A 25,722-nucleotide genomic window follows, 5' to 3' on the forward strand; every position below is an offset into this window, starting at 1 on the left:
CCGCTCATGATGACGGCCCGTCCCCTGCCCGCGTCAGGCAGCGCAGAACGTGTGCCAGGCCACGTCGATCCCCTTCCGGTGCAGCGAGTCGAGTCCGACGTCGAGGTGCTTCCGCTCCGCGTCCACCAGGTGTGCGCACCGGTGGTCCTGGGCGACGGTCTGGGCCTGGCCGAGCGCGGTCACCAGGTCCGTGTCGATGGCGTCGAGCTGGGGGCGGATGGTCGTCAGGTCCGGTGCCGTCGTGGGTGCGGTCCACGGGTTGTGCGTCCAGTGGTTGATGAGGCCGCGCTGGACGACCTTGCTCGCGGCGATCTGTGCGCGGATCACCCGGGTCACCAGCACGGGGTCGACGCCCTGCTGCTCCGCCAGGGTCACCGCTTCGTCGACGACGGCCTGTTCGCGCACCGGGTCGGCGACCGGCTTGCCGCTGAGCCACTTCGACTCCGCCACCGGGTCGGCGAGCTCGAGCCGTCGGAGGATGAGCGTGCCGATGGTGTCGAGCTGTGCCGTCGACGCCGCGGGACGGGAACCGTCGTGGGAGATGGTCATCGTGGAACCCGTCGGTTCGGCGGACGTGGGCAGGGGATCGGCATTCGCCGCCGAGGTCGGCAGGGCGATGCCCGCCGCGAGCAGCCCGAAGGCCAGGGCCGTCGCGGCGGTCCGGCGGCTGCGGCGCCGGGCGGTGGTCGGGGTGGTGTGGTGTGCGGTGTTCACGGGGTTTCCTTCCCGAACCGGCGCCGGACGCGTCGGGTCAGATCGTCGATGATCGGTTTGATGACCTCGTCGTAGAACGGGTAGACGCCGAAGTGGTCGGCGCCCTCGTCGCAGTAGCAGTCCATCGAGATCGCCTCCTCGAAGTTCGAGAAGACGTAGGTGGCACGGTGCGGGAACACGGCGTGCGGCTCGTCGTCACGCGGGGTCGTGGTGGTCACGGCGGTGCTCGATCCCGGTCGGCAGTCCGTCAGCCGGCCAGCCGAGCCGCGGGGACGCCGGGGTCGCGCCCGGAGTCCACCACCGCGTCGATCTCGGTGGACCCGTTGCCCGACCCGACCGTGCGGTTCTGGATCTGGTTGAGCGACCAGTTGCCCGGCAGTGGCTCGAGCTGGTTGCCCGCCCAGGCCGGCGACATCCCGGCGACGAACGAGAAGTGCGCGAGTCCGGCGCTGCTCACGGCGGTGCACGTGGCGCGGGAGCCGTAGACGCCCGCCTTGTACAGGTTCCCCCGGTCCCGCAGGCCGGCGGCGACGCCACGGAAGTACGGCACCACGAGCGACTCGTCCTGTGCCGAGGTCGCGTCGAAGTCGGCGGCGAAGTAGACGGTGGTCTGCTTCGGGATCCCGAGCTTCCGGGCCGCGTCGTGGGCGCGGTGGGCGTCGCGGACGCCCTGTTCCTCCGTGAACCACGAGGCAGCGAACCCGCCCTCCTCGAAGATCGGCCACAGCCCGAGCCCGGCGCTCGCCATCACACGGAGTTCCTCGGGGGTCAGGGCCTTGTCGAGTGCCCCGGAACGCTGGTGGTTCGTGAGGTACCGGCCGACGCTGGTGGCACCGGACGCCCGGACGGCCGCCGCGCGGGCGTCGTCGAGGCGCACCGCGGTGTCGGCACCGGTCGTGGCGCGGTCCGGGTCTCCCGTGCTCGCGGCCAGGGCGGCCCAGGTGCCGGCGTCGCACGTCCCGGTCTGCTCGGCGGGCGGGAACGCCTGGAACTGCTGGAACGCACGGACCACCGCGGCGTCCGCCGCCGAGTAGGCACTGCTGAACACGACGCGCTCGCCGTTCAGCACCAGGAGCGCCTTGACGAGCAGTACCCAGGCGCCGGTGGCCCCGACCCCGACGACGCTCGGTCCCGCGGCACGGAGCGCGGCAGCCGTCCCCGGGCCCCAGGCACCGTCGACCGTGACGCCCACCGCGACCTGCACCGCGCGGATCGCCGCCGAGTACGTGCTCGTGTCGACGAGTCCGCTCGTGCTGCCGTACGCGCCGCCGGTCGCCTCGGCGTAGGTGCGGTTGAGGTACTGCTGCACCGCGCGCACCGCTCGGGACCCGCCGGAGGCGAGTCGCACGGGGTCGACGGTCAGGAGCGCGCCGAACAGGTGGGCCGACAGCGGGAGCGCGCCGGGCTCGGCACCCAGGTCGGATCGGAGCGCCTGCACGGCCGCGACGGTTGCTGCGTCGTACTCACCGGTGAGCGTGACGGTCGAGGCGCCCTTGCAGACCAGTCCGGCCTGGACGAGCCGGCGCCAGGTCGCGGCGTCGTCGCCCGTCTCGGCCCCGACGTCGCCGTGCTGTTCGAGCTTCCGACGGGTCGTCGGCCCGAACGTCGCGACGACGGGGGAGATGCCGAGCAGCGACTGGGTGGCCTGCACGATCCCGAGCACGGTGCCGCTGCCGGTCCGCCCGTCCTCGTCCACGTGCACCCATCCGTGCAGGTGCCCGAAGGTCGTGTTGAGCCAGCGCTGCACGGCCAGGACGCCCGAGTCGGCGGAGCCGGAGGAACCGGTCGACCCTGTGGAGCCGGCCGCGCCGGACGGGGTGGCGGCGTCGGCCGGGGCCGCGAGCGCGGTCGTGACGAGCGGGACGGTGGCGGTGATGCCGATGAGCGCAGTTCGGCGCGAGATGTGCACGGGGGTGCCCCTTCAGTTGCCTCGAGCGTCCGCTGGCCGTCGATCGCGTTGTGCGATGCTGATGGCCGCGGCATGGTCCGAGCAACTTCGTCCCTCAACTTGGGACGGTCCTGCAATTCGGCAGACGATCGTCTGATGAAGCGCTCAGTCCCCCCGTTCGGGCCGCCCGGCTCAGCGCGCGAACGCCGCCAACCGGTCCCGCAGCGCACGCTCCAGGTACGGCTCGAGCGAGGACGCCCACGTCGCCGTGATGTGCGTGCTGTCCCGGTAGACCAGGACGCCCCCGACGACCGCGGGGCACGTGGTGTCGGTGCAGTAGTAGCGGCTCAGGTCGATCGACGCTGCCTTGCCCCCGGCTGCCCGGAACGCGGCGACGGCCTCGACCGACGAGTCCGTCGTGCCGAGTGCTTCGGCGCGCGACCGGTCGCAGGCGTCCGTCGTCGGCCCGGACATCGTGCTCAGGCAGGCGACGACGTCGGGGCGTGGCACCGGGTTGTCACGGACGGCGATGACGGGCAGTTCGTCACCGGCGGCCTGCTCCCACGCGTCGACCAGGCCGTTGCGGGTGGCCTTGTCGCGGGCCGGTCCGGGCGGCAGGCTGACCGGCATCTGCGTGGTGGAGTGGGTGACGACCAGGGCGTCGGCGTCGCGGTGCTCGCGGACGTAGTCGATGGCGGCGTGCTTCCACGAGTTGCAGCCCCGCATCGACGAGGGGCTCAGCGAGTCCTGCTGCGCGGTGGTGAGGTAACACCCGCCGGCGCCGGCCAGGTCGATCCGCCAGCCGTTGTCGTCGGCGATCTTCTCGTACGCGCCGAGCAGTGCGTTGCTGTGCGAGTCGCCGATGACGATGAGGTGCTTCGACCAGCCGGTGGCCTTGCCGAGGACGCAGGGCCGGAACGTGCCGCTCCAGCACTCGGCGCGGTTGTCGTCGTCGTCCTTGGCCACGGCCGGAGCGGGCACACGGACGTCGGCGAGCTCGGGGTCGACGCAGGGGTCGGCGAACCCGATGCGCGCGGCGGCACCGAAGCAGGACTCGTCGTCGTCCTCCTGCTCCGCGGTGACCTGCTTCGTGACCGTGGTCGCGTTGACCTCCTGCACGTAGACGGCGGTCAGGGTGGCTGCCCCGAGCGTCACGACGGTGAAGCTGCAGATGACGGCGAGCGAGACGACGCCCCGGGGCTGCAGGTCCCGCAGCCACGTCGAGAACCGGACGGGTTCCTCGAACCAGATCGTCGTCACGGTGGCCAGACCGATCGCGACGAGCAGCACCGCCGAACTCGTCGCCCAGTCGAGCGGACGGCCGAGCATGATCGGCAGGATGACGACGAGGGGCCAGTGCCAGAGGTAGAGCGCGTACGAGATCCGACCGAAGAAGGCGACGGGCCGCAGCGCCCCGACGTCCTCGAACTCGGTCCCCGCACCGAACAACAGCACCAGTGCCGCACCGGCGACCGGCAGCAGCGCCGCGATCCCGGGGAACGCCGTCTCCGGGGTGATCACGACGAGGGACAGTGCGAGGGCCACGACGCCGATGCCGGTGGCGACCAGGCGGACCCGTCGGGCGACCTCGGTGCGGACCTCGGGCAGGTGCACGGTGGCGACGAGACCGCCGAGTGCGAACTCCCACGCGCGGGTGCCGGTGGAGAAGTAGGCGACGCCGGGGTCGGTGGCGGTCTGCACGATGCTCCACACGAGGGACAGCACGACGACGCTGCCGAGCAGCAGCCGCGCGGTCGCCAACGGCGTGAACCGACGGCGCGCGAGTGCCCCGACGCCGAGCAGCAGGAGCGGCAGGAGGATGTAGAACTGCTCCTCGACCGACAGCGACCAGAAGTGCTGGAACGGTGAGGGGGCGTCGGCCGACGCCAGGTAGTCGACGGCGTTCGCCGCGAGCTCCCAGTTCTGCAGGTACACCGTCGAGGCGATCAGCTCACGCCCGTACTGCCCCCACAGCGCGCTCGGCACGGCGACGAGCACCGCGATGCCCGTGACGACGATGGTGAGGAACGCGGCCGGCAGCAGGCGTTTGGCCCGGCGCGACCAGAACCGTCCGAGCCGGATCGTGCCCGTCGCCAGCTGTTCCCGCAGCAGCAACCCGGTGATCAGGAAGCCGGAGATCACGAAGAAGACGTCGACGCCGACGAACCCGCCGTGCAGGGCGCCCGGCCACAGGTGGTAGACGACGACCGCGAGGACGGCGAACGCGCGGAGGCCCTGGATGTCCCACCGCGTGGTGTCGCGCGCTCGGTGCGCGGGGCCCCGCTCGCCCGGCGTTGCTGTACTCACTGCGTCGATCCTAGGAGACGTGGACGGCTCCGCCGGGCGTTCTCGGCGCGGACGCTACGATCCTTCTCCAGAGGGGGGCCGATGGACCTGCGCTGGTTGACCGCGTCCGACGACGAGTTCGCGGCGGAGACGGCGCGACGGCCGCGGATGCGCCGCCCGCGACAGGCCCCGTGGTGGTGGAACGCGCTGCTCCTGGCGATCGAGGTCCCGCTCGCGTGGCTCGCGTCCGCGCTCGTGGTCTGGGGCACCGGGCTCGTCCACAACGGTGCGGGTGTCGGCGACGTCGTCCACTGGGTGGCCTGGTTCGTGGTGCTCGTCGCCGGTGTGGTCGGGCTCGTCGTGCTCCTGGTCCGGGGCGAACGACCTCGGACCCTGCGTCCGGACGAGGTCCGGGCGGTGCTGACGGGGGAGGCCAGTGGGTACCCGGCGCGTCCGGTCCGTCCGAAGCCGCTCGACTCGATGATCACCCCGCGCTCCTCCGGTATCCGTGTCCACCCCCGGTTCGGCACCGCCCCCGTGCACGTCGACGGCGTCCCGGACGTCGAGTTCGGCTGCGTCCTGCGGCGCTGGATGGTCTCGCGGGACTGGACGTACCTGGCCGTCCGGCTGCCCGGAGCGTTGCCGCACCTGCTCCTCGACGCCACGGCGAACGACGGTCGTCGCAGCGACCTGCCGGTGGTGCTCCGCCACCGGCAGCGGATGTCGCTGGAGGGCGACTTCGACCGGCACTTCCGGGTGTGGGCGCCGGAGGACTACGGCCGGGACGCGCTGTACGTCCTCACCCCTGACGTGATGGCAGCGCTCGTCGACCACGCGGCCGGCTGGAACGTCGAGATGGTCGACGACCGGCTGGTCTTCTCGGCGCCGGGGGCCGCGGACTGGTCGCGCCCTGCGCCGTGGATGCAGGTCGAGGCAGTCCTGGGCGAGGTCGTGCCGCGCATCGTGCGCGCCGCCTCCCGGTACCAGGACGACCGCTCGCTGCTCGAGGACGGGCACGCCGACGCGATCGCCGCCGCGGGGCGTCGCCTCGTGCTCCGCGACCGGCGGAAGAGCCGTCTGCGAGCGACGTGGGCGGGGGCCGTGTGGATGGGCGTCGTCTGCGTGTCCTACAGCGGACCGTTGGCCGTCGCGGTGGTCGGTTCGATGTCGGTCCTCGACCACTGACCGTCGGCGCACGCCTGCGACGTGGCCCCGGTACGGACGGGAGGCCCGTGGCGGTGTCGCCACGGGCCTCCCGTCCGTCAGGTGGTGCGTCGACTACGCGACGGTCGCGCGCGCCTCGGCCAGCGACGGGTAGTCGGTGTAGCCCTCGGCGGTCGCGCCGTAGAAGAGCTCCGGACGCGGCTCGTTGAGCTCGGCGTCGTGCTCCCAGCGGTGCGCGAGGTCCGGGTTGGCGATCGCGGCGCGGCCCACGGCGACGGCGTCGGCGTGGTCGCCGTCGACGATCGCGATGGCCTCGTCACGGGTGGTGAGCGACGAGAAGCCCGAGTTCACGATGAACGGCGCGCCCGCGGTACGGCGGACGTGCTGCACCAGGTCGCCGGTCGGCTCGGCGTGCAGGACGTCGACGAAGGCGAGGCCGAGCGGCGCGAGGCCCTCGGCGACGGCGGTGTAGGTGGCGCGGACGTCGGCGGCGTCGTCCTCGATGACGCCCTGGATTCCGTGCTCGGGCGACAGGCGGATGCCGGTGCGGTCGGCGCCGATGGCCTCGGCGATGGCGGTGGTGACCTCGATCGCGAAGCGTGCGCGGTTCTCGGGGGAGCCGCCGTACTGGTCGGTGCGGGTGTTCGACACCGGCGACATGAACTCGTGCACCAGGTAGCCGTTGGCGCCGTGGACCTCGACGCCGTCGAGTCCGGCGGCGATCGCGTTGCGGGCGGCCTGCACGAAGCCCTGCACGGCCTCCTGCACCTCGGCGGTGGTCAGCTCGTGCGGGACGGGCATGTCGGCCTTCGAGCCGTCAGCCAGGTGCGTCTGCCCGGGGGCGGCGATGGCGGACGGGGCGACGATGCGCGGGGTCTGCGAGATGTCGGTGTGCGAGACGCGGCCGCCGTGCATGAGCTGCATGACGATCGTGCCGCCGGCGGCGTGCACGGCGTCGGTCACGCGGCGCCAGCCGGCGATCTGGTCGTCGGTCTCGATGCCGGGCTGCCCGGGGTACGAGCGGCCCTCCTGCACGGGCCAGGTGCCCTCGGTGATGATCATGCCGAGGCCGGCGCGCTGCCGGTAGTGCTCGACGAGCAGGTCGTTCGGGACACCGTGCTCGCCGGCGCGGGTGCGCGTGAGCGGGGCCATGACGACGCGGTTCGACAGGGACAGGGCGCCGATGGAGGCGGGTTCGAAGAGCTTCACGTCAGGGCGAACGACGAGTTGTCCCATGCAATTCCGCCTCGGAGCACTTCTTCAGGCAGTGCGGTCAGTCGCGTGGGCACACCAGCGTCGACGAACGCACCTGGCCCTCGGGCCGGATCACCTGGTGCTGGGAGAGGGGCTTGCCGCACAGGGGGCAGCCCCGGTCGATCGTCCGGTCGTCGATGCCCTCGGGGCGACCGGCGCCGATCTGCGAGGGGCCCATCTTGTTGATGAGCGTCGTGTTCCACCGTTCGTACCACTGGCCGAAGCGTCCCACGGTGCATCCTTTCGTTCGTGCACGAACCATTATGGCACTGATGGCCGCGGATCACACCTGATCGACGCGCTCCAGCAGCTCGGTCAGCTCGTCCTTGAGGGACTCGAGGCGGGCGAGTGGCCACCCGAGCCGGTCGGCGACGGCGAGCGGCACCGCCTGAGCCCGGTCGCGCAGGGCGTGCCCGGCGGTCGTCAGGGACACCTCGAGCTGGCGTTCGTCGGCGGCGCTGCGGGTGCGGCGGACGTAGCCGGAGGCCTCCAGTCGCTTGAGCAGCGGGCTCAGCGTCGCGGAGTCGAGTCGCAGTTCGCCGGCGATCTCGCGTACCGACCGCGGGTCCCGCTCCCACAGGGCGAGCATCACGAGGTACTGCGGGTGGGTCAGGCCCATCGGTTCGAGCAGGTCGCGGTACAGCCCGATGACGCTGCGGCTCGTCGCCGCGAGTGCGAAGCAGAGCTGCCGGTCGAGCGCGAGCGGGTCCGGTGCGGTCTGGGTCATGCCCTCAGGGTACTTCGTTCGTGCACGAAGTGGTGTGGTCGCGACCCGGGGCGGTGGGCGCAACGGCCTGGAGGCCCGGTGCCGGTCTCGTGGACCGGCACCGGGCCTCCAGGGTGGTTGCGCTGGTGCGTCGACTACGCGCGGTGCGCGGGCGGGTGGCCCGAGTCGTGCGCGTTCGCGTCCGGCTCCACGGGGAGCGCGTGGGTGCCGGTGTGCGTGTCCTCGTGGCCGGCGACCGGGTGGGTGCGCTCGAGCTTCGCGCCCTCCACGTCGACGTCCGGCACGATGCGGTCGAGCCACTTCGGGAACCACCAGGCGCTCTTGCCGAGCAGGTGCATCGCCGACGGGATGAGCAGCATGCGGACGACGAAGGCGTCGATCAGCACGCCGAACGCCAGCCCGAAGCCGATCGGCTTGATGGTGGACGAGTCCGAGAAGATGAAGCCCGCGAACACGGAGATCATGATGATCGCCGCCGCCGTGACCACCGCGCGACCCGCGTGCAGACCGCGCTGGACGGCCACCTTCGCGCTCGCGCCGTGGGCGTAGGCCTCACGCATGCCGGACACCAGGAACAGCTGGTAGTCCATCGCCAGACCGAACAGGATGCCGATCTCGATGATGGGCAGGAAGCTCAGGATCGGTGCCGGGTCGTGCACACCGAAGACCGAGCCGAGCCAGCCGAACTGGTAGATCGCGGTCAGACCACCGAACGACGCCAGCACGGACAGGATGAACCCGGCGGTGGCGGTGATCGGTACGAGGAACGACCGGAACACGATGATGAGGATGATCAGCGACAGCCCGACGACCACCACGAGGTAGAGCGGCAGCACGTTCGACAGCTTCTCGGACACGTCGATGTTCGCCGACGCGTTGCCGGCGACGCCGAGGGTGACCTTGCCGTCGTCGGTCGAGACGGTCTGCTCGCGCAGGTCCTTCACGACGTTCTCGGTCGAGACGCTGTCCGGGCCGCCGGCGGGCTTCACCTGGAACGCGACGATGTCGCGGTCCTTCGAGGCGCCGATGGGCAGCACGGCCTCCACGTCGTCGTTCTTCGCGATCGCCTGGCCGATGGTGACCTCGGTCGCGGTGACGTCGCTCTTGCTGATCGACTCCGGCAGGGTCGCCACGACGAGCAGCGGGCCGTTCTGACCGGCACCGAACTCCTTCTCGAGCGTCTTGTAGGCCTTGTACTGGCTCGACTCGACGGCCTCGGACGAACCGCTCGGCAGACCGAGGCGCATCTGGGTCGCGGGCAGGGCGATGGTGCCGAGCACCGCGACGCCGAGGACGAGCGTGATGACCGCGCGCCAGCTCGACATCGGCTTGTTCGGGATCCGCGTGGAGTCGGTGTTGCCGATCTTCGCGCGCTCCTTCTTCCGCAGGATCCGCATGCCGATGAGCGACAGCAGGGCCGGGGTGAAGGACGTCGCGATGAGGATCGCGAAGAGCACCGCGACCGCACCGACCGTGCCCATCAGACCGAGGAACGGGATGCCGGTGATGTTCAGTGCGAGCAGCGCGACGATGACCGTCGCACCGGCGAACACCACGGCGTTGCCCGACGTGCCGTTCGCGAGCCCGATGGACTCGTGCACCTGCATGCCCTGCTTCAGCTGGGTCCGGTGTCGGTTCAGGATGAACAGCGAGTAGTCGATGCCGACCGCCAGGCCCAGCATCACCCCCAGCACGGGCGTGACGGAGATGAACTCGACCACGCTCGAGAACGACAGGGCGGTGAGCGAGGCGACGCCGACGCCGAGCACGGCGCTGACGAGCGGGACCGCGGCACCGATGACCGTGCGGAGCATCAGGAGCAGCACGATCGCGGCGATGATGACACCGCCGATCTCACCCGGGCCGAGGATCGACGGCACACCCTGTGCGATGTCGTTCGAGACGTACACGTTGACGCCCTGGATGTCGGCCGACTCGGCGTCCTCCGCGATGGCGGTCTTCGTGTCCGCGGGGACCTCGTAGGTCGACTTCGTGAACTGCACGGTGCCGATCGCGGCGCTGCCGTTGTCCGACACGAAGCGGATGTCCTTCGACAGGTCGAGCCGGGCCGCGTTTTCGTCGAGTTCCGCCTTGCCGTCTGCCAGCTTCTTGGCCGCTGCATCGAGTTGCTGCTGGCCAGACTCCAACGTCGTCTGCTGTGCGTCGAGCTTCGCCTGGGCCGCCGCGATCTGCTGCTGAGCTGCCGCCGCTGCGGCACCGGTCAGCGCCTGAGCCTGTGCCTTTTGCGCGTCGATCTGCTTCTGAGCTTGTTCGATCTGCTGATTGCCGGCGTCGATCGTCTTCTGCTGGTCGCTTAGCTTCTTCTCGTTTGCTGCGAGAGTGGCCTTGCCGTCGGTGATCTTCTGCTGGCCCTCGTCGAGCTGGTCCTGGGTGGCGAAGCCGCTCGTCGTGCCCTTGACGCCGTCGAGCTTCTCGAGGCTGGTCAGGAAGTCGTCGATCTCGGACTGCTGCGACGACGAGAACGCCTTGCCGTCCTTCGTCTCGAAGACGATCGTGCCGTTGCCGCCGTTCGCCGACGGGAACTTGTCGGCGAGCTGGTCCTGCACCTGACTGGTCTTGGTGTTCGGGATCGTGATCGACGACGAGATGGTGCCGGCGAAGAGCGTGTACGTGACGCCCGCGACGGCCATGATCACGACCCAGGTGATGATCACGAGCCAGTGGCGTCGTGCGGAGAACCGTCCGAGACGGTAGAGGAGACCGGCCATGCGGTTGCCTGCGGTCCTTTCGTGTCAGGTGCTGGTGGTGCGGGGTGCGCCGGTGGACCCCTGGGGGATGAGGAGGTGTGGCGGTGTCAGTCGTCGGCCATGTAGCCGCTGCGGACGCTGTGCACGAGTCGTGCGAGCAGGTCGTCCCAGGCGTCGAGCGCCGGCTGGTCGAGCTCGGGGCCGGACGTCGCCAGCCAGTGCTCCGCGATGACGACGATGCCGCTCATGAGCGACTCGACGAGCAGTGCGGCGTCGAGGGGGTCGGCGGCCGGGTAGCGCCGGGCGACCTCGTGCCGGAGTCGTTCGGTCACCCGCGAGAACGCCGTCTGGGTCAGGACCGCTGCCTTCGGGTCGTCCTTGCCGGGGTCGCCGAGGATCCGGTACATGCTGGCGATCGCCGGAGCCAGGTCGGCACCGCGGGCGGCGGACTCGAGCTCGTCGAACATCGACGCCCGGCTGCCGTCGCCCACCGGTGTCCGGGCCATGTCGGCGAGGAACCGGTCGATGATGACGGACAGCTCCTGCTCGCACACGGCCAGCAGGACCTCGTCGAGCGAGGCGAAGTGGTTGAACACGGTGCGCCGGGCGATGTCGGCCCGGGCGGCGAGGTCGTCCACGCTGAAGTCGCGGCCGCCGCGCTCGTCGATCAGGTCGCGAGCGGCCTGCAGGATCGCCGCACGGTGCTTCGCCTTGAGGGCAGCACGGCGGTCGGTCGCGATGGTCACGAGATCGAACACTAGGTGCATCGATGCACTCGGTGCAACGAGGTTGAGTGCATCCCCAGGTTCGTCCCCCGGTGCAGAACGTCTGTGCTGCACCGCTGTTCAGACGGAGGTGCCGGGTGCCAGACTGGCGGGACGAACCGCTGCCGTACGAAGGAGTACCGATGCCCGTCCGCCTGTCCCCGGAGACCCTCGACGAGATCGCCGCGAGCGGTGTCGCCGTGCCCACCTACGACCGCGACGGCATCACCGCCGGCATCGTCCACTTCGGCGTCGGCGGGTTCCACCGCGCGCACCAGGCGATGGCGGTCGACCGGCTCCTGCAGCGAGGCGAGGCCCGCGAGTACGGCATCTGCGGCGTGGGCGTGCTCGAGCAGGACCGTCGGATGGCGACCGCGATGGCCGAGCAGGGCGGCCTGTACACGCTCGTCCTCAAGCACCCGGACGGCACCCGTGAGTCACGCGTCGTCGGCAGCATCGTCGAGTACCTGCTCGCCGTCGACGACCCGGACGCCGTCGTCGAGAAGATGGCGCACCCGGACACCAGGATCGTCAGCCTGACCATCACCGAGGGCGGCTACAACTTCGACCACGTCACCGGCGAGTTCGTCGCCGACGAGCCCGGCGTCGCGGCCGACCTGCGCGGCGACGGCCCTCCCCGCACGGTGTTCGGCCTGGTGGTCGAGGCACTGCGCCGCCGACGGGACCGCGGCCTCGACCCGTTCACCGTGATGTCCTGCGACAACATCCAGGGCAACGGACACGTCGCACGGTCGATGTTCACCGCCTACGCCCGGCTGCAGGACCCGGCCTTCGCGGACTGGATGGACGAGCACGTGGCGTTCCCGAACTCGATGGTCGACCGCATCACCCCGGTCACCGCCGACGAGGACCGCGCCTGGGTCCGCGACGAGCTCGGCATCGACGACGCCTGGCCCGTCGTCGCCGAACCGTTCTTCCAGTGGGTGCTCGAGGACGACCACCCCGCCGGCCGCCCACCTTACGAGGACGCCGACGTCCAGCTCGTCGACGACGTCGAGCCGTACGAACTCATGAAGCTCCGACTCCTCAACGCCAGCCACCAGGGGCTCTGCTACTTCGGCTACCTGTCCGGGTACCGCTACGCGCACGAGGCCACCCAGGACCCGGCGATCGCGACCTTCCTGCGCCGCTACATGGACGACGAGGGCACGCCGACGCTGCACCCGGTGCCCGGCATCGACCTGGAGGACTACAAGTCGACCCTGATCGAGCGCTTCCAGAACCCCGAGGTGCGCGACACCCTCGCCCGGCTCTGCGCCGAGTCGAGCGACCGGATCCCGAAGTGGCTGCTCCCCGTCGTGCGCGAGAACCTGGCCGCCGGTCGACCCGTCACGCTGTCCGCCGGCATCGTCGCGTCCTGGGCCCGCTACGACGAGGGCACCGACGAGTCCGGCGAACGCATCGAGATCGTCGACCGGCTCGCCGAGCCCCTGCACCGCATCGCCCTCACCCAGCGCGACGACCGCCTCGCCTTCATCGCGAACCGCCAGGTCTTCGGCGACCTGGTCGACGACGAACGGTTCGTCGCCGCGTACCGCGACGCCCTGGACGGGCTCATCGCGGACGGCGCGCACGCCACCGTGGAGCGCCTGTCACGGTCCTGAGACGCGACCGACCGACGGACGGGAGGCCCGTGGCGGCGCCGCCACGGGCCTCCCGTCCGCCTGCTGCCCACGGGACGGGCGCGGGACGGCGGTTCGTGTCCGCGCGATGACGGTTCCGGTTCGCGAACCCCGAGGATCGTGAACCAGAACCATCAGCCGCTCACCGCGCGACGTCGTCCCACGGCACCGGAGTGGTCTCGCCCGTTTCCCAGTCGCGGCGCAGCACGCCGCAGCCGACCGACCCGACGGCCTGGCCGCCGTCGACGGGCCACGCCTCGCGGTAGTGGGCCTCCTGCACCCACCCGGCGCGGACGAAGACCCGGCGCATGGCGGTGTTGTCCTCGCGGGTCTGGCCCTCGAAGCGCGTGATCGCGGGCATCGTCGTGAACACGTGGTCGGTCACCGCACGCAGGGCGGGGACCCCGAGGCCGCGGCCCCGGAACCGACCGGCCAGGCGCAGGTCGAACAGGGGGACGGGGTCCGCCAGGTCCTCGAGGCGGACCAGTCCGATGCGCCCGAGGTCGTCGTGGTCGAGCCAGGAGGTGTCGTGCTCGTCGTCGCGGTAGGCGCCGGAGTCGACGGCGCTCGCCGCGTCGGCCGCGCTGATGCGCCGTCGGACGTGGAACGGGAACTCCTCGGACGTCAGGAACGCGAGCAGCTCCTGGCGGTCGGTGCCGGTGGGGTCCAGGCGGGTGAGGCGGACGGCGGGGGCTGGCATGCCGCTCAGGGTAGTTGCACGGTCGTCGGGCAGGCTCGGGGCGTGCGAGGTGGGACGGGGATGACGGCCGCTGCTCTGACGGCGTTGGTGCTGGTCGGGCTGGTGGGGTGCTCCGGTGCGCCGGGTGGTGACACGACCGGGCCGACGTCGTCCACGTCAGCGTCGGCTTCTGCGTCTGGGTCGGCTTCGGTGGCGCCGTCGACCGATCCGGCGACCGACCCCGCTACCGCGCGGGCCTTCGCTGCGCTGGAGCGGCGGTACGACGCACGGCTCGGGGTCGCCGCGATCGACACCGGGAGCGGCCGGACGATCGCACACCGTGCGGGGGAGCGGTTCGCCTTCGCGTCGACCGTCAAGGTGTTCATCGCGGCGGCGGTCCTGGACGCTTCGTCCGACGCCGACCTGGCGACCGTCGTGCACTACGACCGCGGCGACCTGCTCGAGTACGCACCCGTGACGAGCGAGCACGTCGACACCGGGATGACGGTGCGCGAGCTCGTCGATGCGGCCCTCCGCTCCAGCGACAACACCGCGGCGAACCTGCTGGTGGAGCGGCTCGGCGGGCCGGACGCCGTCGAGCGGTGGTTGCGCGGCATCGGGGACCGGACGACGAGCGTCGACCGGGTCGAACCCGACCTGAACCAGGCGATCCCGGGTGACCGGCGGGACACGACGACGCCGGAGCGGTTCGCGGCGGACCTCCGGACCGTGCTGCTCGGGGACGCGCTCGACGCCGCCGACCGTCGGGTGCTCCGCGAGGCGATGCTCGGCAACACGACCGGGGACGCGACGGTCCGCGCCGGGGTGGACCCGTCGTGGCGGGTCGCCGACAAGACCGGCACGGCGTCCTACGGGGTCCGGAACGACATCGCGGTCGTGACGCCGCCGGGGCGCGACCCCGTCGTGCTCGTGGTGATGACGAGCCGCGCCGATCCCGGCGCGGAGCCGTCGGACGCGCTCGTCGCCGCGGCGACCCGTGCCGCGGTGGCCGGGCTGTCCGACTGAGCGGCACGCGTCGCGGAGCGTCGCTGGGCGTCGCGGGGCTATCGGAGTGTGCTCGCCCAGCGCCCGATGGTGTCGTACGCCCGTTCCCGCACCTCCGGCGCGGACAGCACCACGTCGTGCAGGGCGCCGGCGAGTCGGCGGACCGTGACCTCCTCGCCGAGGGAGAGCGAGCGGTGCGCCACCGTGTCGACGTTCAGGGCGACGTCGGCCCGCGCCATGCCCGGGTCCCACCGCGGCTGGAGCATGCTCTTGTCGCTCAGCATCACCAGGGTCGGGACCCCGATCCCGAGGCCCTTCTCGACCTGTGCCTGGCCGTCGAAGACCGCGGCGAGCCACCCGGGGTGCAGGGGGAAGCCGCGCTCCGGCCGCCACTGCTGCTCGTAGGTCCACGACCCCTCGCCCTCGGCCGAGACGGTGCGGGTGTAGAAGCCCGGGTCGACGGCGGGCATCGGCGCGAGGGGGTTCCGGCGGGCACCGAGCTTGATGACCGGTGCGACGATCGCCCGCCCGACCGCGGTGGCCTGGAACTCGAGCCACGGGCTGTTCAGCACGAGGCCGTGCACGAGCTCCGGGTGCCGGGCTGCCCAGAGCGACAGGGTCAGGCCGCCCGTGGAGTGGCCCATCGGGACGAGCCGGCGGCGGTCCGAGCCGGGGTGCTCGGCCGAGATCGCGTCGAGCGCTGCGGCGATGTCCTCGTCGTACACCGCCAGGTCGTCGACCATGCCCGGGGTCTGGTACGGACGCAGGCTCCGACCGTACTTCCGCAGGTCCAGTGCGTGGAACCGGGCGCCGAGCCGCTCGAGGCGTTCGGCGAGCTCGACCTGGAAGAAGTAGTCCGACCAGCCGTGCACGTAGAGCACGTCGACCCCGTGCAGGGGCCCGCGACCATGCAGCAGCAGGTCCGTCGGGGTGTGCCGGCGGCGGACCAGGGTGGCGACGACGGGCCCCTCGGAGTCGGTACCGAGCGGCAGTTCGAGCCGCTCGTACGGTGCTCCGAGCACGTCCTCGTGCCACCCCTGGTCCGTCATGCGCCGAGCGTATCCGGCGCTGCTGCGGGTGGTGCTGGTGCGGGGGCGTGCGGCCGTCACCCGACCAGGACCACGACCTTGCCGCTGATCCGTCCCGCGGCCGCCTTGGCGTGCAGGGACGGCAGCTCCATCAGCGGGATGCGCCGGGTGACCTCGACCGTGAGCGCCCCGGCGTCGACCAGGGACACCAGCTCCGCCAGGCGCTCGCGGTTGCGCAGGACGAACACCGTCGCCGCCCGGACCCCGCGGGATTCGTCGTCCGGCGTGGCCATGAACGCCGTGGTGCTGACGACCGCGCCGCCGTCGCGCACGACGTCGACGAGTGCCGCGAAGTCCTGCGGGTCGATCGGGGCGAGGTTCAGGAGCACGTCGACCGGCTCCGTCACGGCGGCGCGGACGTCGGTCGTGGTGTGGTCGATCACCTCGTGGGCACCGGCTGCCCGGACGGCCTCGATGCTGCGCGGGCTCGCCGTCGCGATCACGTGGACCCCGGCGCGGACGGCGAGCTGGATCGCGTACTTGCCCACCACGCCGCCGGCTCCCATGACCAGCAGGCGTTGGCCTGCCTTGAGCCGCCCGTCGTCGAACAGTGCCTGCCACGCGGTGAGCGCCACCGAGGGCAGCGCCGCCGCGTCGGCCAGCGGGATGCTCGTCGGTGCGGCGACCACCGCGTCCGCCGGGGCGATGACGTACTCGGCCGCCCCGCCGTCGAGTTCCATCGGCAGGAACGCGACGACGGCGTCCCCGATCGCGATCCCCTCGACGCCGTCGCCGAGCGCGTCGACGGTGCCGGACACGTCGTAGCCGGGAACGTGCGGCAGCTGGACCGGGATCGGCAGGAACCCGCCCCGCATCCCGTTGTCCGCCGCGTTGAACGCCGAGGCGGCGACGCGGAGTCGCACCTGCCCGGCGCCCGGGGTGGGCTGCTCGACGTCCTCGGTGCGGAGCACCTCGGGACCGCCGACGTCGTGGAACCGTACTGCCTGCATGATCATGCCCTTCGTCGGTGTTGCTCATGTGCTTCGAGTTCGAAGCAACTGACGAGGACGCTAGCACTGCTTCGAACTCGAAGCAACGGGTAGGATGGATCTCGTGACCGATGCGCCGAACTCCCTGACACCGACCCAGCTCGGGGCGTACTTCGCCTTCACCGAGGTGAGCAGCCTGCTCCGCCACGCGGTCGAGCGGCAGCTCCGCGACGTGGGCGGCCTGAGCTACGTGCAGTTCCAGCTGCTCGCCCGGCTCGGTGACGCTCCGGGCGGGCAGCAGCGCATGACCGACCTCGCCGACGGGGTCGTCTACAGCCGCAGCGGACTGACCTACCAGGCGCAACTGCTCGAGCAGCGCGGGCTGGTCACCCGCGGTCCCTCGCCGGACGACGAACGCAGCACGGTCGTGACGATCACCCGGGCCGGTCGTGACGTCCTCGCCGCGGTCTTCCCCGGACACATCGAGGCGCTGCACACCCTGCTGTTCGCGTCGATGTCCGACTCGGACGTCGACGACCTCGCACGGATCCTCGGGGGAGCGGCGGAGCACCTGCGCGCGAACCCGCCACGCTCCGCGGGCGCGCGGCGGCGCGGCTGACCGACGGTCGCGCCGGCGGGTGTGCGCGGCCTAGCTGCGGGGAGCCCGCACCAGGAACAGCGTGATGGCGCCGAGGACGACCGCGGCGACGATGAGCGCCCAGGCGAGCACGATGACCGGCCCGTCCCAGGGGGTGAAGAGCAGTCCGAACCCGATCACCAGGGCCACGGCGGCGCCGATGAGGGCGAGGCGGTGCGGTCGTACCGGAGCGGTGCGTGTCACGGTTCCCACGGTACGCGCGCCGGGCTGGCAGCGCGGCGTCGAGCGGGTACGCCGGTCACACCGTCGTGCGCATCACCCACCGCCACTTGGCGATGCGGCGGTCGCGCACGAACCCGAACTGCGTGAACAGTTCTTCCGGCCCGGTGTGCAGGTAGGCACCACGCTGCGGCTTCCGCTCGACCGTCTGCTCCGGGTAGGCCTCGACGGTTCCGCCGCCGGCCCGCCGGATCTGTTCGAGTGCGGTCGTGACCGCGGCGCGTGCGACCCCTTGACCCCGGTGTCGGGACTCCACGAACACGCAGCCGATCCGCCAGTCCGGCGGCGTCGAGGCGTCGCGGGCGTACGCGCCGGGGTTCAGGATCGTCGGCAGCTCGACCGGCCGCCCGAACTGGCACCACCCGACCGCCGTGCCGTCGGCGTAGACGAGCACCTGGTGGTTCGTGCCGTTCCGCACGTGGCGGTGCTTCGCCTCCTGGTGGGACACCGTCGGGTCGGGCGTCCCGCGTGGGCCGTCCGGGTGGAAACCGATGCACCAGCACCCGCCCCACACGCCGTTGCTGCGGGTCACGAGCGCGGCGAAGTCGGGCCACGTCTCCTCGGTGAGCATCGCCGTCGAGTACTCCATGGGCCGATCATCCTCCGCACGGGCGGCGAGCGCCGAGCGGCGACCGACCCCGGCACTTTCCCAGCGGACACGACGGTGTTCCGCGGGGAAGTCACGGCGACCGCCCGAGCAGGACTGCGAGCCTCTCCGGACCGCGCCGATGATGGTGCGACCGAGGGGGAACGGACGACATGACGATGCGACGTGCAGGGGGAGCCGCGCTCGGCTTCGTGGGTGGCAGTGTGCTCGCCGGGCTGCTGGTGAGCGTCGGGGTGACTCCGGTGATCGCGGTCGCCGGCGTCGGCACGACCTCGGCGATCGGGGTGTTCGAGTCGCTGCCGGAGGACATCGAGATCGGGCAGCTGCCCCAGCGGAACCAGATCTGGGCGTACCGCGGCGGCGACCCGGTGCACCTGGCGAACGTGTGGGACCAGGACCGGTAGGAGCTCACGCTCGAGCAGATCAGCGACCAGCTGGAGCACGCCGCGGTGGACGGCGAGGACAAGCGGTTCCACGAGACCGGCGGTGTCGACGCGACGTCCGTCGTCCGGTCGCTCGTGAGCGTCGCCACGTCCGGGACCGAGGGCGGGTCGGGTGGTTCGACCCTGACGATGCAGCTCGTGCGGAACATCAAGATCCAGCAGGCGAGCGAACTGCCCACCGCCGAGGAGCGCGAGGCTGCGTACGAGGACGCGACCCGGCGGACACCGCAGCGCAAGCTCGCCGAGATGAAGCTCGCGATCAGCCTGGCGAAGCAGTACACGAAGCAGCAGATCCTGGCGGCGTACCTGAACATCGCCTACTTCGGCGACCAGACCTACGGGGTGCAGTCGGCGGCGCAGCACTACTACGGCAAGTCGGCGACCGACCTGACCCCGGCCGAGGCGGCGTCGCTCATCGCGATCGTGCAGTGGCCGGAGCGACGGGACCTGTCGACGCCGGACCACCACCGCGACAACGCCGCGCGGCGGAACGTGATCCTGCGGTCGATGCACGAGCAGGGGCACCTGTCGACCGAGGAGTACCGCACGGCGCGGCTGTCCCGCGTCGCCGACTACGTGCACCTGACGGCCCCGCAGCAGGGGTGCGAGGCGGTCGAGGTGGGCGCGGAGTTCTTCTGCGACCACGCGGAGACCATCGCCCAGCGGCTCCCGCAGCTCGGCGCGACGAAGCAGCAGCGGGCGGACGCCTGGCGCACCGGCGGGTACCGGATCCAGACCACGCTCGACCTCGACCTGAACGCGGAACAGAAGCGGCTGCTCGACCAGTACGACCCGAAGACCGAGACCCGGCTGGCGCTGGGGGCCACGTTCAACACTGTCGAGGCCGGGACGGGCCGCGTGCTGACGATGGCGCAGAACACCGACCACGACCGGTCGTCCGACGCACCGCGCACCGCGACCTCGCTGAACTACGCCACCGACCAGGCGGACGGCAGCTCGACGGGGTTCCAGACCGGGTCGACCTACAAGATGTTCACCCTGCTGGCGTGGATCGAGGCCGGCCGCAGTCCGGACACCGTCGTCAACGGCACACCGCATCCGCACAGCGAGTGGACCGCCTGCGGTGGACCCGCCTCGGCGTTCTGGCAGCCGAAGAACGACTCACCCGGGCAGCGTGGTCCGTACTCGGTCCGGTCGGCGACGGCGCAGTCCGTGAACGCGGCGTACCAGTCGATGGCCGAACAGCTCGACCTGTGCGACATCCGCGACGTGGCCGAGCGGCTGGGGGTGCACCTGGCGACCGGTGGCGAGCTGCCCTGGAACCCGGGGTCCCTGCTCGGCACCGAGAGCATCGCCCCGCTCACGATGGCGTCGGCCTACGCGGGCATCGCGAACGGCGGGCGGTTCTGTGCACCCGTCGTGATCGACCAGGTCACCGCACCCGACGGCGAGGAACTCGGCGGACAACCCCGCACCTGCAAGCAGGCGGTGTCGCCGCAGACCGCGGCCACCGCGTTCGACGTCATGCAGGGCGCGTTCCGCGGCGGCACGGCGAGCGGTGGGCAGACCCCCGACGGCGCGACCCTGTTCGGCAAGACCGGCACCACGGACGCGGCCGACCAGGTGTGGCTGGTGGGCGGGACCTCGCGTGCCGTCACCGCCTACTGGCAGGGCAACACGGACGGCGCGAAGCACAACCTGCGGTCGTTCTCCAACGGTCAGGGCGGGACCTACGCGGGGTCGCGCGCGGCCGTCTGGCGCGACGCGCAGACGGCGGTGAACGCGGCGCTGCCGGTCGGCTGACGGCCCGGAACGCAACCGCCAACGGCCTGGAGGCGCGGTGCCAGCTGGCACCGCGCCTCCAGGCCGGTTCTCGGTTGCGTCCTACGACAGCTTCTTGCTGTCCTCGAGCCAGCCCGCGAGCTTGGTCATGTAGTCAGCCTGCGACGCGTAGTCGAGGGCCGGGAACGTCCAGCTGTGGACCTGGCCCGCCTCGAGCGCGGCGTTGTCGGCGAAGGTCGGCTGCTTCTCGAGGTCGGCGACCTGGTAGCCCTGCTGCGACAGCAGCAGCACGTCACCGGTGATCTGGCCGGCGTTCTCCCACGAGTAGATGCCCCAGTAGAAGCCCTCGGGCTTCGGGTTGACGAAGTCGACCCCGTACGACGCGTACATCTGCAGCGACGGCTCGTCGGTCGGGCGGGTGACGTACGCGCCGTCACCGTCGGCGTACATCGAGACGACCGACAGGTCCTGCTCCTTCGAGACCTTCTCGAGCTCGTCGGCCGCGGTGTCGAAGCGCTCCTCGGCGGCGTCGACCGTCGACTCCTTCGCGCCGAGGGACTCGGACAGTTCGGCGATCTTCTCGATGACGTCCTCGCCCTTGCCGCCCCACTTCACCTGGACGACCGGCGCGATGGCCTCGATCTGCTTCTCCTGCGCCTTGTCCTTGAAGCCGTAGCCCGGCTGCTTCGTGTCGAGCGTGCCCTTGGCGTCGGTCGGGTAGACCGAGGTGACGACGAGGTCGGGCTTGAGCGCGGCGAGCTGCTCGAGGTCGATGTCGCCGTAGGCGGTGCCGAGCTGCGTGATGCCGTCGGTGTCGAGCCCCTTGAACCGGGCGTCCTTCGCCATCGTCAGCTGCCCGAAGGTGCCGACGGGCTTCAGGCCGTACTCGATGAACGACAGGGCGATGTCGTTCAGCACGACGACGCGCTTCGGCGTGTGGTCGACCTTCACGGTGGCGCCCGTGGCGTCCTCGTACGACCAGGCCTTCGACGCGGCGGTGCCGCCGTCGGAGTCGGAGTCGTTCGAGTTGCCGGTGCTCGAGCAGCCGGTCAGGAGGAGTGCCGAGACGGTCACGGAGGTCAGGAGGGCGGCGCGCAGGTGGCCACGTCGGGAGGTCTTCACGTTAGGAGAGGCTAACCTAAGTTCGCGGTACTCGCCAGCACGTCTTCGGTTTTCGTCGGGACGGTGTGCCCGGTCCGGGCGCTGGGGGCCGTGTGTTCCGTCGGGGCACTCGGGTGCTCCGGCTGGGCACTCGGGACGGGGTCGTGCTCGTCTGCTTCGGGCACGATCATCGGTGCACCGGTCACCGGGTCGGGGAACACCCGGGCGTGCAGGCCGAACGCGTGCTCGAGCAGTGCCGGGGTGAGGACCTCGTGCGGTGTGCCGTCGGCGACGACCCCGCCGTCGTGCAGCACCACGAGCCGGTCGGAGTACCGCGCCGCGAGCGACAGGTCGTGCAGCACCATCACGATCGTCGACCCCTGCTCGCGGTTCAGTCGCCGGACGAGCCGCAGGACCTCGAGCTGGTGCGCGAGGTCGAGGTAGGTGGTCGGCTCGTCGAGCAGGAGCGTCTGGGCCTGCTGCGCGACGACCATGGCGATCCAGGCGCGCTGGCGCTGCCCGCCGGACAGGCTCGTGACGTCGCGGTGCGCGACCTCGGTCAGACCGGTGGCGGCGATGGCCTCTTCGGCGACGGCGGCGTCCTCGGCGGTCCACGGCTTCGCCCACGACTGGTGCGGGTTCCGGCCGCGCATCACCAGGTCGAGCACGCTGGTGCCCGCGGGGGCAACGGGGGACTGCGGCAGGATCGCGAGCTTGCGGGCGACCTGGCGGTTCGGTTCCCTGCGGATCGGGGTGCCGTCGAGCAGGACCTCGCCTCCCTGTGGCTTGAGCACGCGGCCGAACGCCTTGAGCAGGGTCGACTTGCCGCAGCCGTTCGCCCCGAGGAACGTCGTGACGGTGCCGCGTTCGATGCGCAGGTCGAGGTCGCGCAGCACGGGCTGGCGGTCGTAGCCGACGGACAGGCCCGTGGCTTCGAGGACGGGGGTGTGGTGCTCGTGCTCGTGTTGGTGCGATGTTGTCATCGGGACATCTCCTTGCGGTGACGGACGAGGAGCCAGATCAGGTACGGCGCCCCGATCACGGTGGTGATGATGCCGACCGGCACCTGCCACGGGAACGCGGAACGCGACAGCAGGTCGGCGGCGAGCACGAGCACGGCACCGAGGGCACCGGCGAGCAGCAGCGGTGGCCGGTTCGTGCCGGCGAGCCGGAGCCCGACCTGCGGGACGACGAACGCGACGAAGCCGACCGGTCCCGCGGCGGCCACGGCGGCGGCGGTCAGCACGACCGCGAGCGCGATGACGAGCAGCCGGTGCCGCTGGACGCCGAGTCCGACGCCCGTCGCGACCTCGTCGCCGAGCTGCCCGATGCCGAGGGCCGCACTCGTCGCGAGCGCGATCGGCACCGCGACGACCGCCACCACGAGCAGCGGCCAGACGCTCTCCCACGAGGTGCTCGACAGGCTGCCGACGAGCCACTGCGACGCCGCGGTGGCGACGGTGATCTTCGCGCGGACGAGCAGGTAGCTCGTCACCGCGTCGAGGGTCGCGCTCACGCCGATGCCGACCAGCACGAGTCGGTAGCTCTGCACGCCGCCGCGCCAGCCCAGGCCGTACACCAGGACCGCCGCGACCAGGGCGCCGATCGTGGCCGCCACCGGGATCCCGCCACCGAGCACCAGGGACGAGACCGAGTACGTCCCGCCGCCGAGCACGATCGCCGCGACCGCACCGACGCTCGCGCCCGCCGTGACACCGATGATGTCCGGGGTGCCGAGGGGGTTGCGGGTGAAGGTCTGGGTGAGCGCGCCGGCCACCCCGAGCGTCAGGCCCACGAGTGCGCCGGTGAGCACGCGGGGCAGGCGCAGGGTGGTGATGATGAAGGCGTCCGGCCCGGACTCCAGGCCGAGCAGGGACCGGATGACGACCCCGGGGGCGATCCACGTCGATCCGACCGCCGTGCCCAGGACGATGAGCACCAGGACGGTGGCGATCGACCCGACCGTGTACCAGAACACCCGGGGGCGCCAGGCGAGGCCGACCGGGCCGATTCGGATGCCGGCGCGGCCGGGGGTTCGCACCGCTGCCCCGCTCACAGCGACACCAGCGATCGGCGACGGGCGACGGCGACGAACACCGGGCCGCCGATGACGGCGAGCACGATGCCGACCTCGACCTCGGAGAACCCGCCGATCAGGCGACCGATGACGTCGGCGAGCAGCACGAGGGCGGCGCCGACCAGACCGGAGACCGGCAGGGTCCAGCGGTGTCCGGTGCCGACGAGCGCGCGAGCGACGTGCGGCACGGTCAGGCCGACGAAGCCGATCGGGCCGGCAGCAGCGGTCGCCCCGGCGGCGAGCAGGGTGATCCCGCCCAGGCCGACGAGCCGGGCGACGAGCACGTTCTCGCCGAGCCCCTTCGCCAGCTCGGACCCGAGCCCGAGGGCGTCGAGGGCGCGGACGTTCAGCACCGCGAGCACGAGCCCGGCGGCCAGGAACGGCCACACCGCCCCGAGGATGTCGAGCTGCCGTGCCGCGAGGGACCCGACGACCCAGAGCCGGTACGCGTCGAGCGAGGCCTGGTCGGTCAGCACGACGAAGGAGGTCAGGGCGGCGAGCAGCGCCGAGACCGCGGCCCCGGCGAGGGCGAGTGGCACCGGACTGGCGGTGCCGCTGCCGGCGATGGTCACCGAGAAGACGACGACGCTCGCGACCAGGGCCCCGACCAGGGCGAACCACACGGTCGCGCTCGTGCTCGTCACCCCGAACACGTAGACGCCGAGCACCACCGCGAGCCCCGCACCCGACGAGACCCCGAACAGGCCGGGGTCGGCGAGCGGGTTGCGGGTGTGTCCCTGCATGAGGAGTCCGGCGATGCCGAGGGCCGCCCCGACCGCAGCACCGATGAGCGTGCGCGGGATGCGGGAGCCCCACACGATCGCCTCGTCGGTGCTCGACCCGGAGCGGGTGAGCCCTGCCCACACCTCGGCGACACCGATGCGGTTGCTGCCGAGCAGCATGCTCGCCACGGCGACGAGCACGAGGGCGACGACGAGCCCGATGATGACCGCGGTCCGCCGCCGCATCGCGGTCCGGTGGACGCCGAGGGCACGGGACGCGTCGCCGTCTCGGGCGCTGGACGCGACGGGTTCGGGGGCCTCCGGACCGGAAGCCAGAACGGGATTGGGGGCTGGCACGGAAGTCATCTTAGGTTAGCCTTGCCTCATGGCGAAGACCCCGCGGCTCCTGCCGACGAACCCCCGGCTCTTCCGCGCCCGTGTCCTCCGGACCCAGCGGGTGACCCCCTCGATGCAGCGCGTCACCGTCACAGGCGACGACCTGCACGAGTTCGGCTACCTCGGTTTCGACCACTGGTTCCGCCTGTTCGTCCGGCGCCCCGACCAGGACACCTTCCGGATGCCCGACCTGGACGGCAAGAAGTGGTGGCCGACGTTCCTCGGCATCCCCGAGGACATCCGCCCCCACTGCGCGAACTACACCGTCGCCGCCTACCGCATGCTCGCCGACGGCACCGCCGAGCTCGACATCGACTTCGTCGTGCACCTGGACCACCGCGGCGAGCTCGAGGGCCGCGCCGCGATCTGGGCCTGCGCCGCACGCCCCGGCGAGGAGCTCGCGATGCTCGACCAGGGCTGCATCTTCGACGTCCCGGCCGGCACCAGCGAGGTCGTCGTCGCCGCAGAGGAGACCGGCCTGCCCGGCGTCGTCGGCATCGCCGCCTCGTTGCCGCGCGACACCGTCGGCCGCATCATCCAAGAGGTCCCGACCCCCGCCGACATCCGCGACCTCGACGCCCCCACCGGCGTGCAGGTGACCTGGATCGTCCGGCAGCCGGGTGCGGTCCCCGGCAGCGGAGCCCTCGCCGAACTGCAGCGGCACGTGCCGTCCGACGACCAGGGGTACGCGTTCGTCGTGGGGGAGTCGCGACTCGCCACCGAGGGCCGCCGCCACCTGCACCGTGCGGGCCTGCCGAAGTCGCGCATCACGTTCTCCGGCTTCTGGAAGCACGAGACGAAGGTCTCCGTCCCCGCCTGACCCGCGCGGTTCCTGGCAGGTATGCCCGCTCGCGCCAGGTACGCCCGGTTCTTCCCCTGGCGTGCGCGATGCCTGGTGCTTTCGGGC

25 protein-coding genes are annotated in these 25,722 nt (G+C 71.7%); 7 read left to right on the forward strand and 18 right to left on the reverse strand.

Annotated features, from left to right (window positions below; genetic code table 11):
- Nucleotides 1–33: 33 nt before the first annotated feature.
- The 4 genes from aroQ to QRN49_RS14665 form a co-directional block, all read right to left on the reverse strand.
- Nucleotides 34–714, reverse strand: coding sequence for a gamma subclass chorismate mutase AroQ (aroQ, locus tag QRN49_RS14650; RefSeq protein WP_284756516.1), 681 nt, complete (start codon nucleotides 712–714; stop codon nucleotides 34–36).
- A complete protein-coding gene (locus QRN49_RS14655; RefSeq protein ID WP_071406470.1) occupies nucleotides 711–932 on the reverse strand; it encodes a hypothetical protein in 222 nt (73 codons plus the stop codon). Before QRN49_RS14655 ends, aroQ begins: the two co-directional genes overlap by 4 nt.
- Nucleotides 933–961: 29 nt before the next feature.
- On the reverse strand, nucleotides 962–2,623 hold the full coding sequence (locus QRN49_RS14660; RefSeq protein ID WP_284756517.1) for a glycoside hydrolase domain-containing protein: 1,662 nt from the start codon (nucleotides 2,621–2,623) through the stop codon (nucleotides 962–964).
- A 171-nt stretch (nucleotides 2,624–2,794) separates the two neighbouring features.
- Nucleotides 2,795–4,909 carry an acyltransferase family protein gene (locus QRN49_RS14665; RefSeq protein WP_284756518.1) on the reverse strand — a complete coding sequence of 705 codons (2,115 nt, stop codon included), beginning with the start codon at nucleotides 4,907–4,909 and terminating at the stop codon, nucleotides 2,795–2,797.
- Between the two features lie 81 nt (nucleotides 4,910–4,990).
- On the opposite strand from QRN49_RS14665, the gene QRN49_RS14670 reads away from it, so the two are divergent.
- Nucleotides 4,991–6,073 carry a hypothetical protein gene (locus QRN49_RS14670; RefSeq protein WP_284756519.1) on the forward strand — a complete coding sequence of 361 codons (1,083 nt, stop codon included), beginning with the start codon at nucleotides 4,991–4,993 and terminating at the stop codon, nucleotides 6,071–6,073.
- Nucleotides 6,074–6,166: 93 nt separating this feature from the next.
- Here QRN49_RS14670 and QRN49_RS14675 read toward each other — a convergent pair whose 3' ends face one another.
- The 5 genes from QRN49_RS14675 to QRN49_RS14695 form a co-directional block, all read right to left on the reverse strand.
- Nucleotides 6,167–7,288, reverse strand: a complete 1,122-nt coding sequence (locus tag QRN49_RS14675) for an alkene reductase (RefSeq protein ID WP_110865182.1) — start codon at nucleotides 7,286–7,288, stop codon at nucleotides 6,167–6,169.
- 37 nt (nucleotides 7,289–7,325) lie between these two features.
- The gene (locus QRN49_RS14680) at nucleotides 7,326–7,538 is read right to left on the reverse strand and encodes a hypothetical protein (RefSeq protein ID WP_027466129.1); all 213 of its coding nucleotides are present in this window, start codon (nucleotides 7,536–7,538) and stop codon (nucleotides 7,326–7,328) included.
- A 51-nt stretch (nucleotides 7,539–7,589) separates the two neighbouring features.
- Nucleotides 7,590–8,033, reverse strand: a complete 444-nt coding sequence (locus tag QRN49_RS14685; protein ID WP_017888357.1) for a MarR family winged helix-turn-helix transcriptional regulator — start codon at nucleotides 8,031–8,033, stop codon at nucleotides 7,590–7,592.
- Nucleotides 8,034–8,167: 134 nt separating this feature from the next.
- On the reverse strand, nucleotides 8,168–10,762 hold the full coding sequence (locus QRN49_RS14690; protein WP_284756520.1) for an MMPL family transporter: 2,595 nt from the start codon (nucleotides 10,760–10,762) through the stop codon (nucleotides 8,168–8,170).
- A gap of 86 nt (nucleotides 10,763–10,848) precedes the next feature.
- Nucleotides 10,849–11,487, reverse strand: a complete 639-nt coding sequence (locus QRN49_RS14695; protein WP_027466131.1) for a TetR/AcrR family transcriptional regulator — start codon at nucleotides 11,485–11,487, stop codon at nucleotides 10,849–10,851.
- 161 nt (nucleotides 11,488–11,648) lie between these two features.
- Between QRN49_RS14695 and QRN49_RS14700 the strand changes: the two genes are divergently transcribed.
- Nucleotides 11,649–13,130: a mannitol dehydrogenase family protein gene (locus QRN49_RS14700; RefSeq protein ID WP_284756521.1), complete on the forward strand. Its 1,482-nt coding sequence runs from the start codon at nucleotides 11,649–11,651 to the stop codon at nucleotides 13,128–13,130.
- Nucleotides 13,131–13,290: 160 nt separating this feature from the next.
- Here QRN49_RS14700 and QRN49_RS14705 read toward each other — a convergent pair whose 3' ends face one another.
- Nucleotides 13,291–13,848 (reverse strand): GNAT family N-acetyltransferase, encoded by a 558-nt coding sequence (locus QRN49_RS14705; RefSeq protein WP_284756522.1) that lies wholly within the window; start codon nucleotides 13,846–13,848, stop codon nucleotides 13,291–13,293.
- A gap of 60 nt (nucleotides 13,849–13,908) precedes the next feature.
- Between QRN49_RS14705 and bla the strand changes: the two genes are divergently transcribed.
- Nucleotides 13,909–14,853 carry a class A beta-lactamase gene (gene bla, locus QRN49_RS14710; RefSeq protein WP_284756523.1) on the forward strand — a complete coding sequence of 315 codons (945 nt, stop codon included), beginning with the start codon at nucleotides 13,909–13,911 and terminating at the stop codon, nucleotides 14,851–14,853.
- A gap of 38 nt (nucleotides 14,854–14,891) precedes the next feature.
- On the opposite strand, the gene QRN49_RS14715 is transcribed toward bla, so the two are convergent.
- Both QRN49_RS14715 and QRN49_RS14720 read right to left on the reverse strand, forming a co-directional pair.
- Nucleotides 14,892–15,881, reverse strand: coding sequence for an alpha/beta hydrolase (locus tag QRN49_RS14715; protein ID WP_284756524.1), 990 nt, complete (start codon nucleotides 15,879–15,881; stop codon nucleotides 14,892–14,894).
- A gap of 56 nt (nucleotides 15,882–15,937) precedes the next feature.
- Nucleotides 15,938–16,870 carry an NADP-dependent oxidoreductase gene (locus QRN49_RS14720; RefSeq protein ID WP_284756534.1) on the reverse strand — a complete coding sequence of 311 codons (933 nt, stop codon included), beginning with the start codon at nucleotides 16,868–16,870 and terminating at the stop codon, nucleotides 15,938–15,940.
- Between the two features lie 94 nt (nucleotides 16,871–16,964).
- Between QRN49_RS14720 and QRN49_RS14725 the strand changes: the two genes are divergently transcribed.
- Complete coding sequence (locus QRN49_RS14725; RefSeq protein ID WP_284756525.1) at nucleotides 16,965–17,468, forward strand: MarR family winged helix-turn-helix transcriptional regulator; 504 nt, start codon at nucleotides 16,965–16,967, stop codon at nucleotides 17,466–17,468.
- A gap of 30 nt (nucleotides 17,469–17,498) precedes the next feature.
- Here QRN49_RS14725 and QRN49_RS14730 read toward each other — a convergent pair whose 3' ends face one another.
- Together QRN49_RS14730 and QRN49_RS14735 are read right to left on the reverse strand one after the other, a co-directional pair.
- Nucleotides 17,499–17,690, reverse strand: a complete 192-nt coding sequence (locus QRN49_RS14730) for a hypothetical protein (protein WP_284756526.1) — start codon at nucleotides 17,688–17,690, stop codon at nucleotides 17,499–17,501.
- A 55-nt stretch (nucleotides 17,691–17,745) separates the two neighbouring features.
- Complete coding sequence (locus QRN49_RS14735; RefSeq protein ID WP_284756527.1) at nucleotides 17,746–18,315, reverse strand: GNAT family N-acetyltransferase; 570 nt, start codon at nucleotides 18,313–18,315, stop codon at nucleotides 17,746–17,748.
- Between the two features lie 170 nt (nucleotides 18,316–18,485).
- On the opposite strand from QRN49_RS14735, the gene QRN49_RS14740 reads away from it, so the two are divergent.
- Entirely contained in the window at nucleotides 18,486–18,737 is a 252-nt protein-coding gene (locus QRN49_RS14740) for a hypothetical protein (RefSeq protein WP_284756528.1), read from the forward strand.
- Between the two features lie 18 nt (nucleotides 18,738–18,755).
- On the forward strand, nucleotides 18,756–20,540 hold the full coding sequence (locus QRN49_RS14745) for a transglycosylase domain-containing protein (RefSeq protein ID WP_284756535.1): 1,785 nt from the start codon (nucleotides 18,756–18,758) through the stop codon (nucleotides 20,538–20,540).
- 81 nt (nucleotides 20,541–20,621) lie between these two features.
- Here QRN49_RS14745 and QRN49_RS14750 read toward each other — a convergent pair whose 3' ends face one another.
- From QRN49_RS14750 to QRN49_RS14765, 4 genes are read right to left on the reverse strand one after another with little or no spacing between them, the layout of a single operon-like run.
- Complete coding sequence (locus QRN49_RS14750; RefSeq protein ID WP_111023547.1) at nucleotides 20,622–21,641, reverse strand: ABC transporter substrate-binding protein; 1,020 nt, start codon at nucleotides 21,639–21,641, stop codon at nucleotides 20,622–20,624.
- An 11-nt stretch (nucleotides 21,642–21,652) separates the two neighbouring features.
- Nucleotides 21,653–22,603: an ABC transporter ATP-binding protein gene (locus QRN49_RS14755; protein ID WP_194653562.1), complete on the reverse strand. Its 951-nt coding sequence runs from the start codon at nucleotides 22,601–22,603 to the stop codon at nucleotides 21,653–21,655.
- Complete coding sequence (locus QRN49_RS14760; protein ID WP_284756529.1) at nucleotides 22,600–23,661, reverse strand: FecCD family ABC transporter permease; 1,062 nt, start codon at nucleotides 23,659–23,661, stop codon at nucleotides 22,600–22,602. Before QRN49_RS14760 ends, QRN49_RS14755 begins: the two co-directional genes overlap by 4 nt.
- Nucleotides 23,662–23,672: 11 nt before the next feature.
- Complete coding sequence (locus QRN49_RS14765) at nucleotides 23,673–24,776, reverse strand: FecCD family ABC transporter permease (RefSeq protein ID WP_241660429.1); 1,104 nt, start codon at nucleotides 24,774–24,776, stop codon at nucleotides 23,673–23,675.
- A 28-nt stretch (nucleotides 24,777–24,804) separates the two neighbouring features.
- Between QRN49_RS14765 and QRN49_RS14770 the strand changes: the two genes are divergently transcribed.
- Nucleotides 24,805–25,635, forward strand: a complete 831-nt coding sequence (locus tag QRN49_RS14770; protein ID WP_284756530.1) for a siderophore-interacting protein — start codon at nucleotides 24,805–24,807, stop codon at nucleotides 25,633–25,635.
- Nucleotides 25,636–25,722 lie beyond the last annotated feature (87 nt).

The organism is Curtobacterium sp. ME-Dv--P-122a (genome assembly GCF_030209645.1).
Classification (GTDB): domain Bacteria; phylum Actinomycetota; class Actinomycetes; order Actinomycetales; family Microbacteriaceae; genus Curtobacterium; species Curtobacterium flaccumfaciens.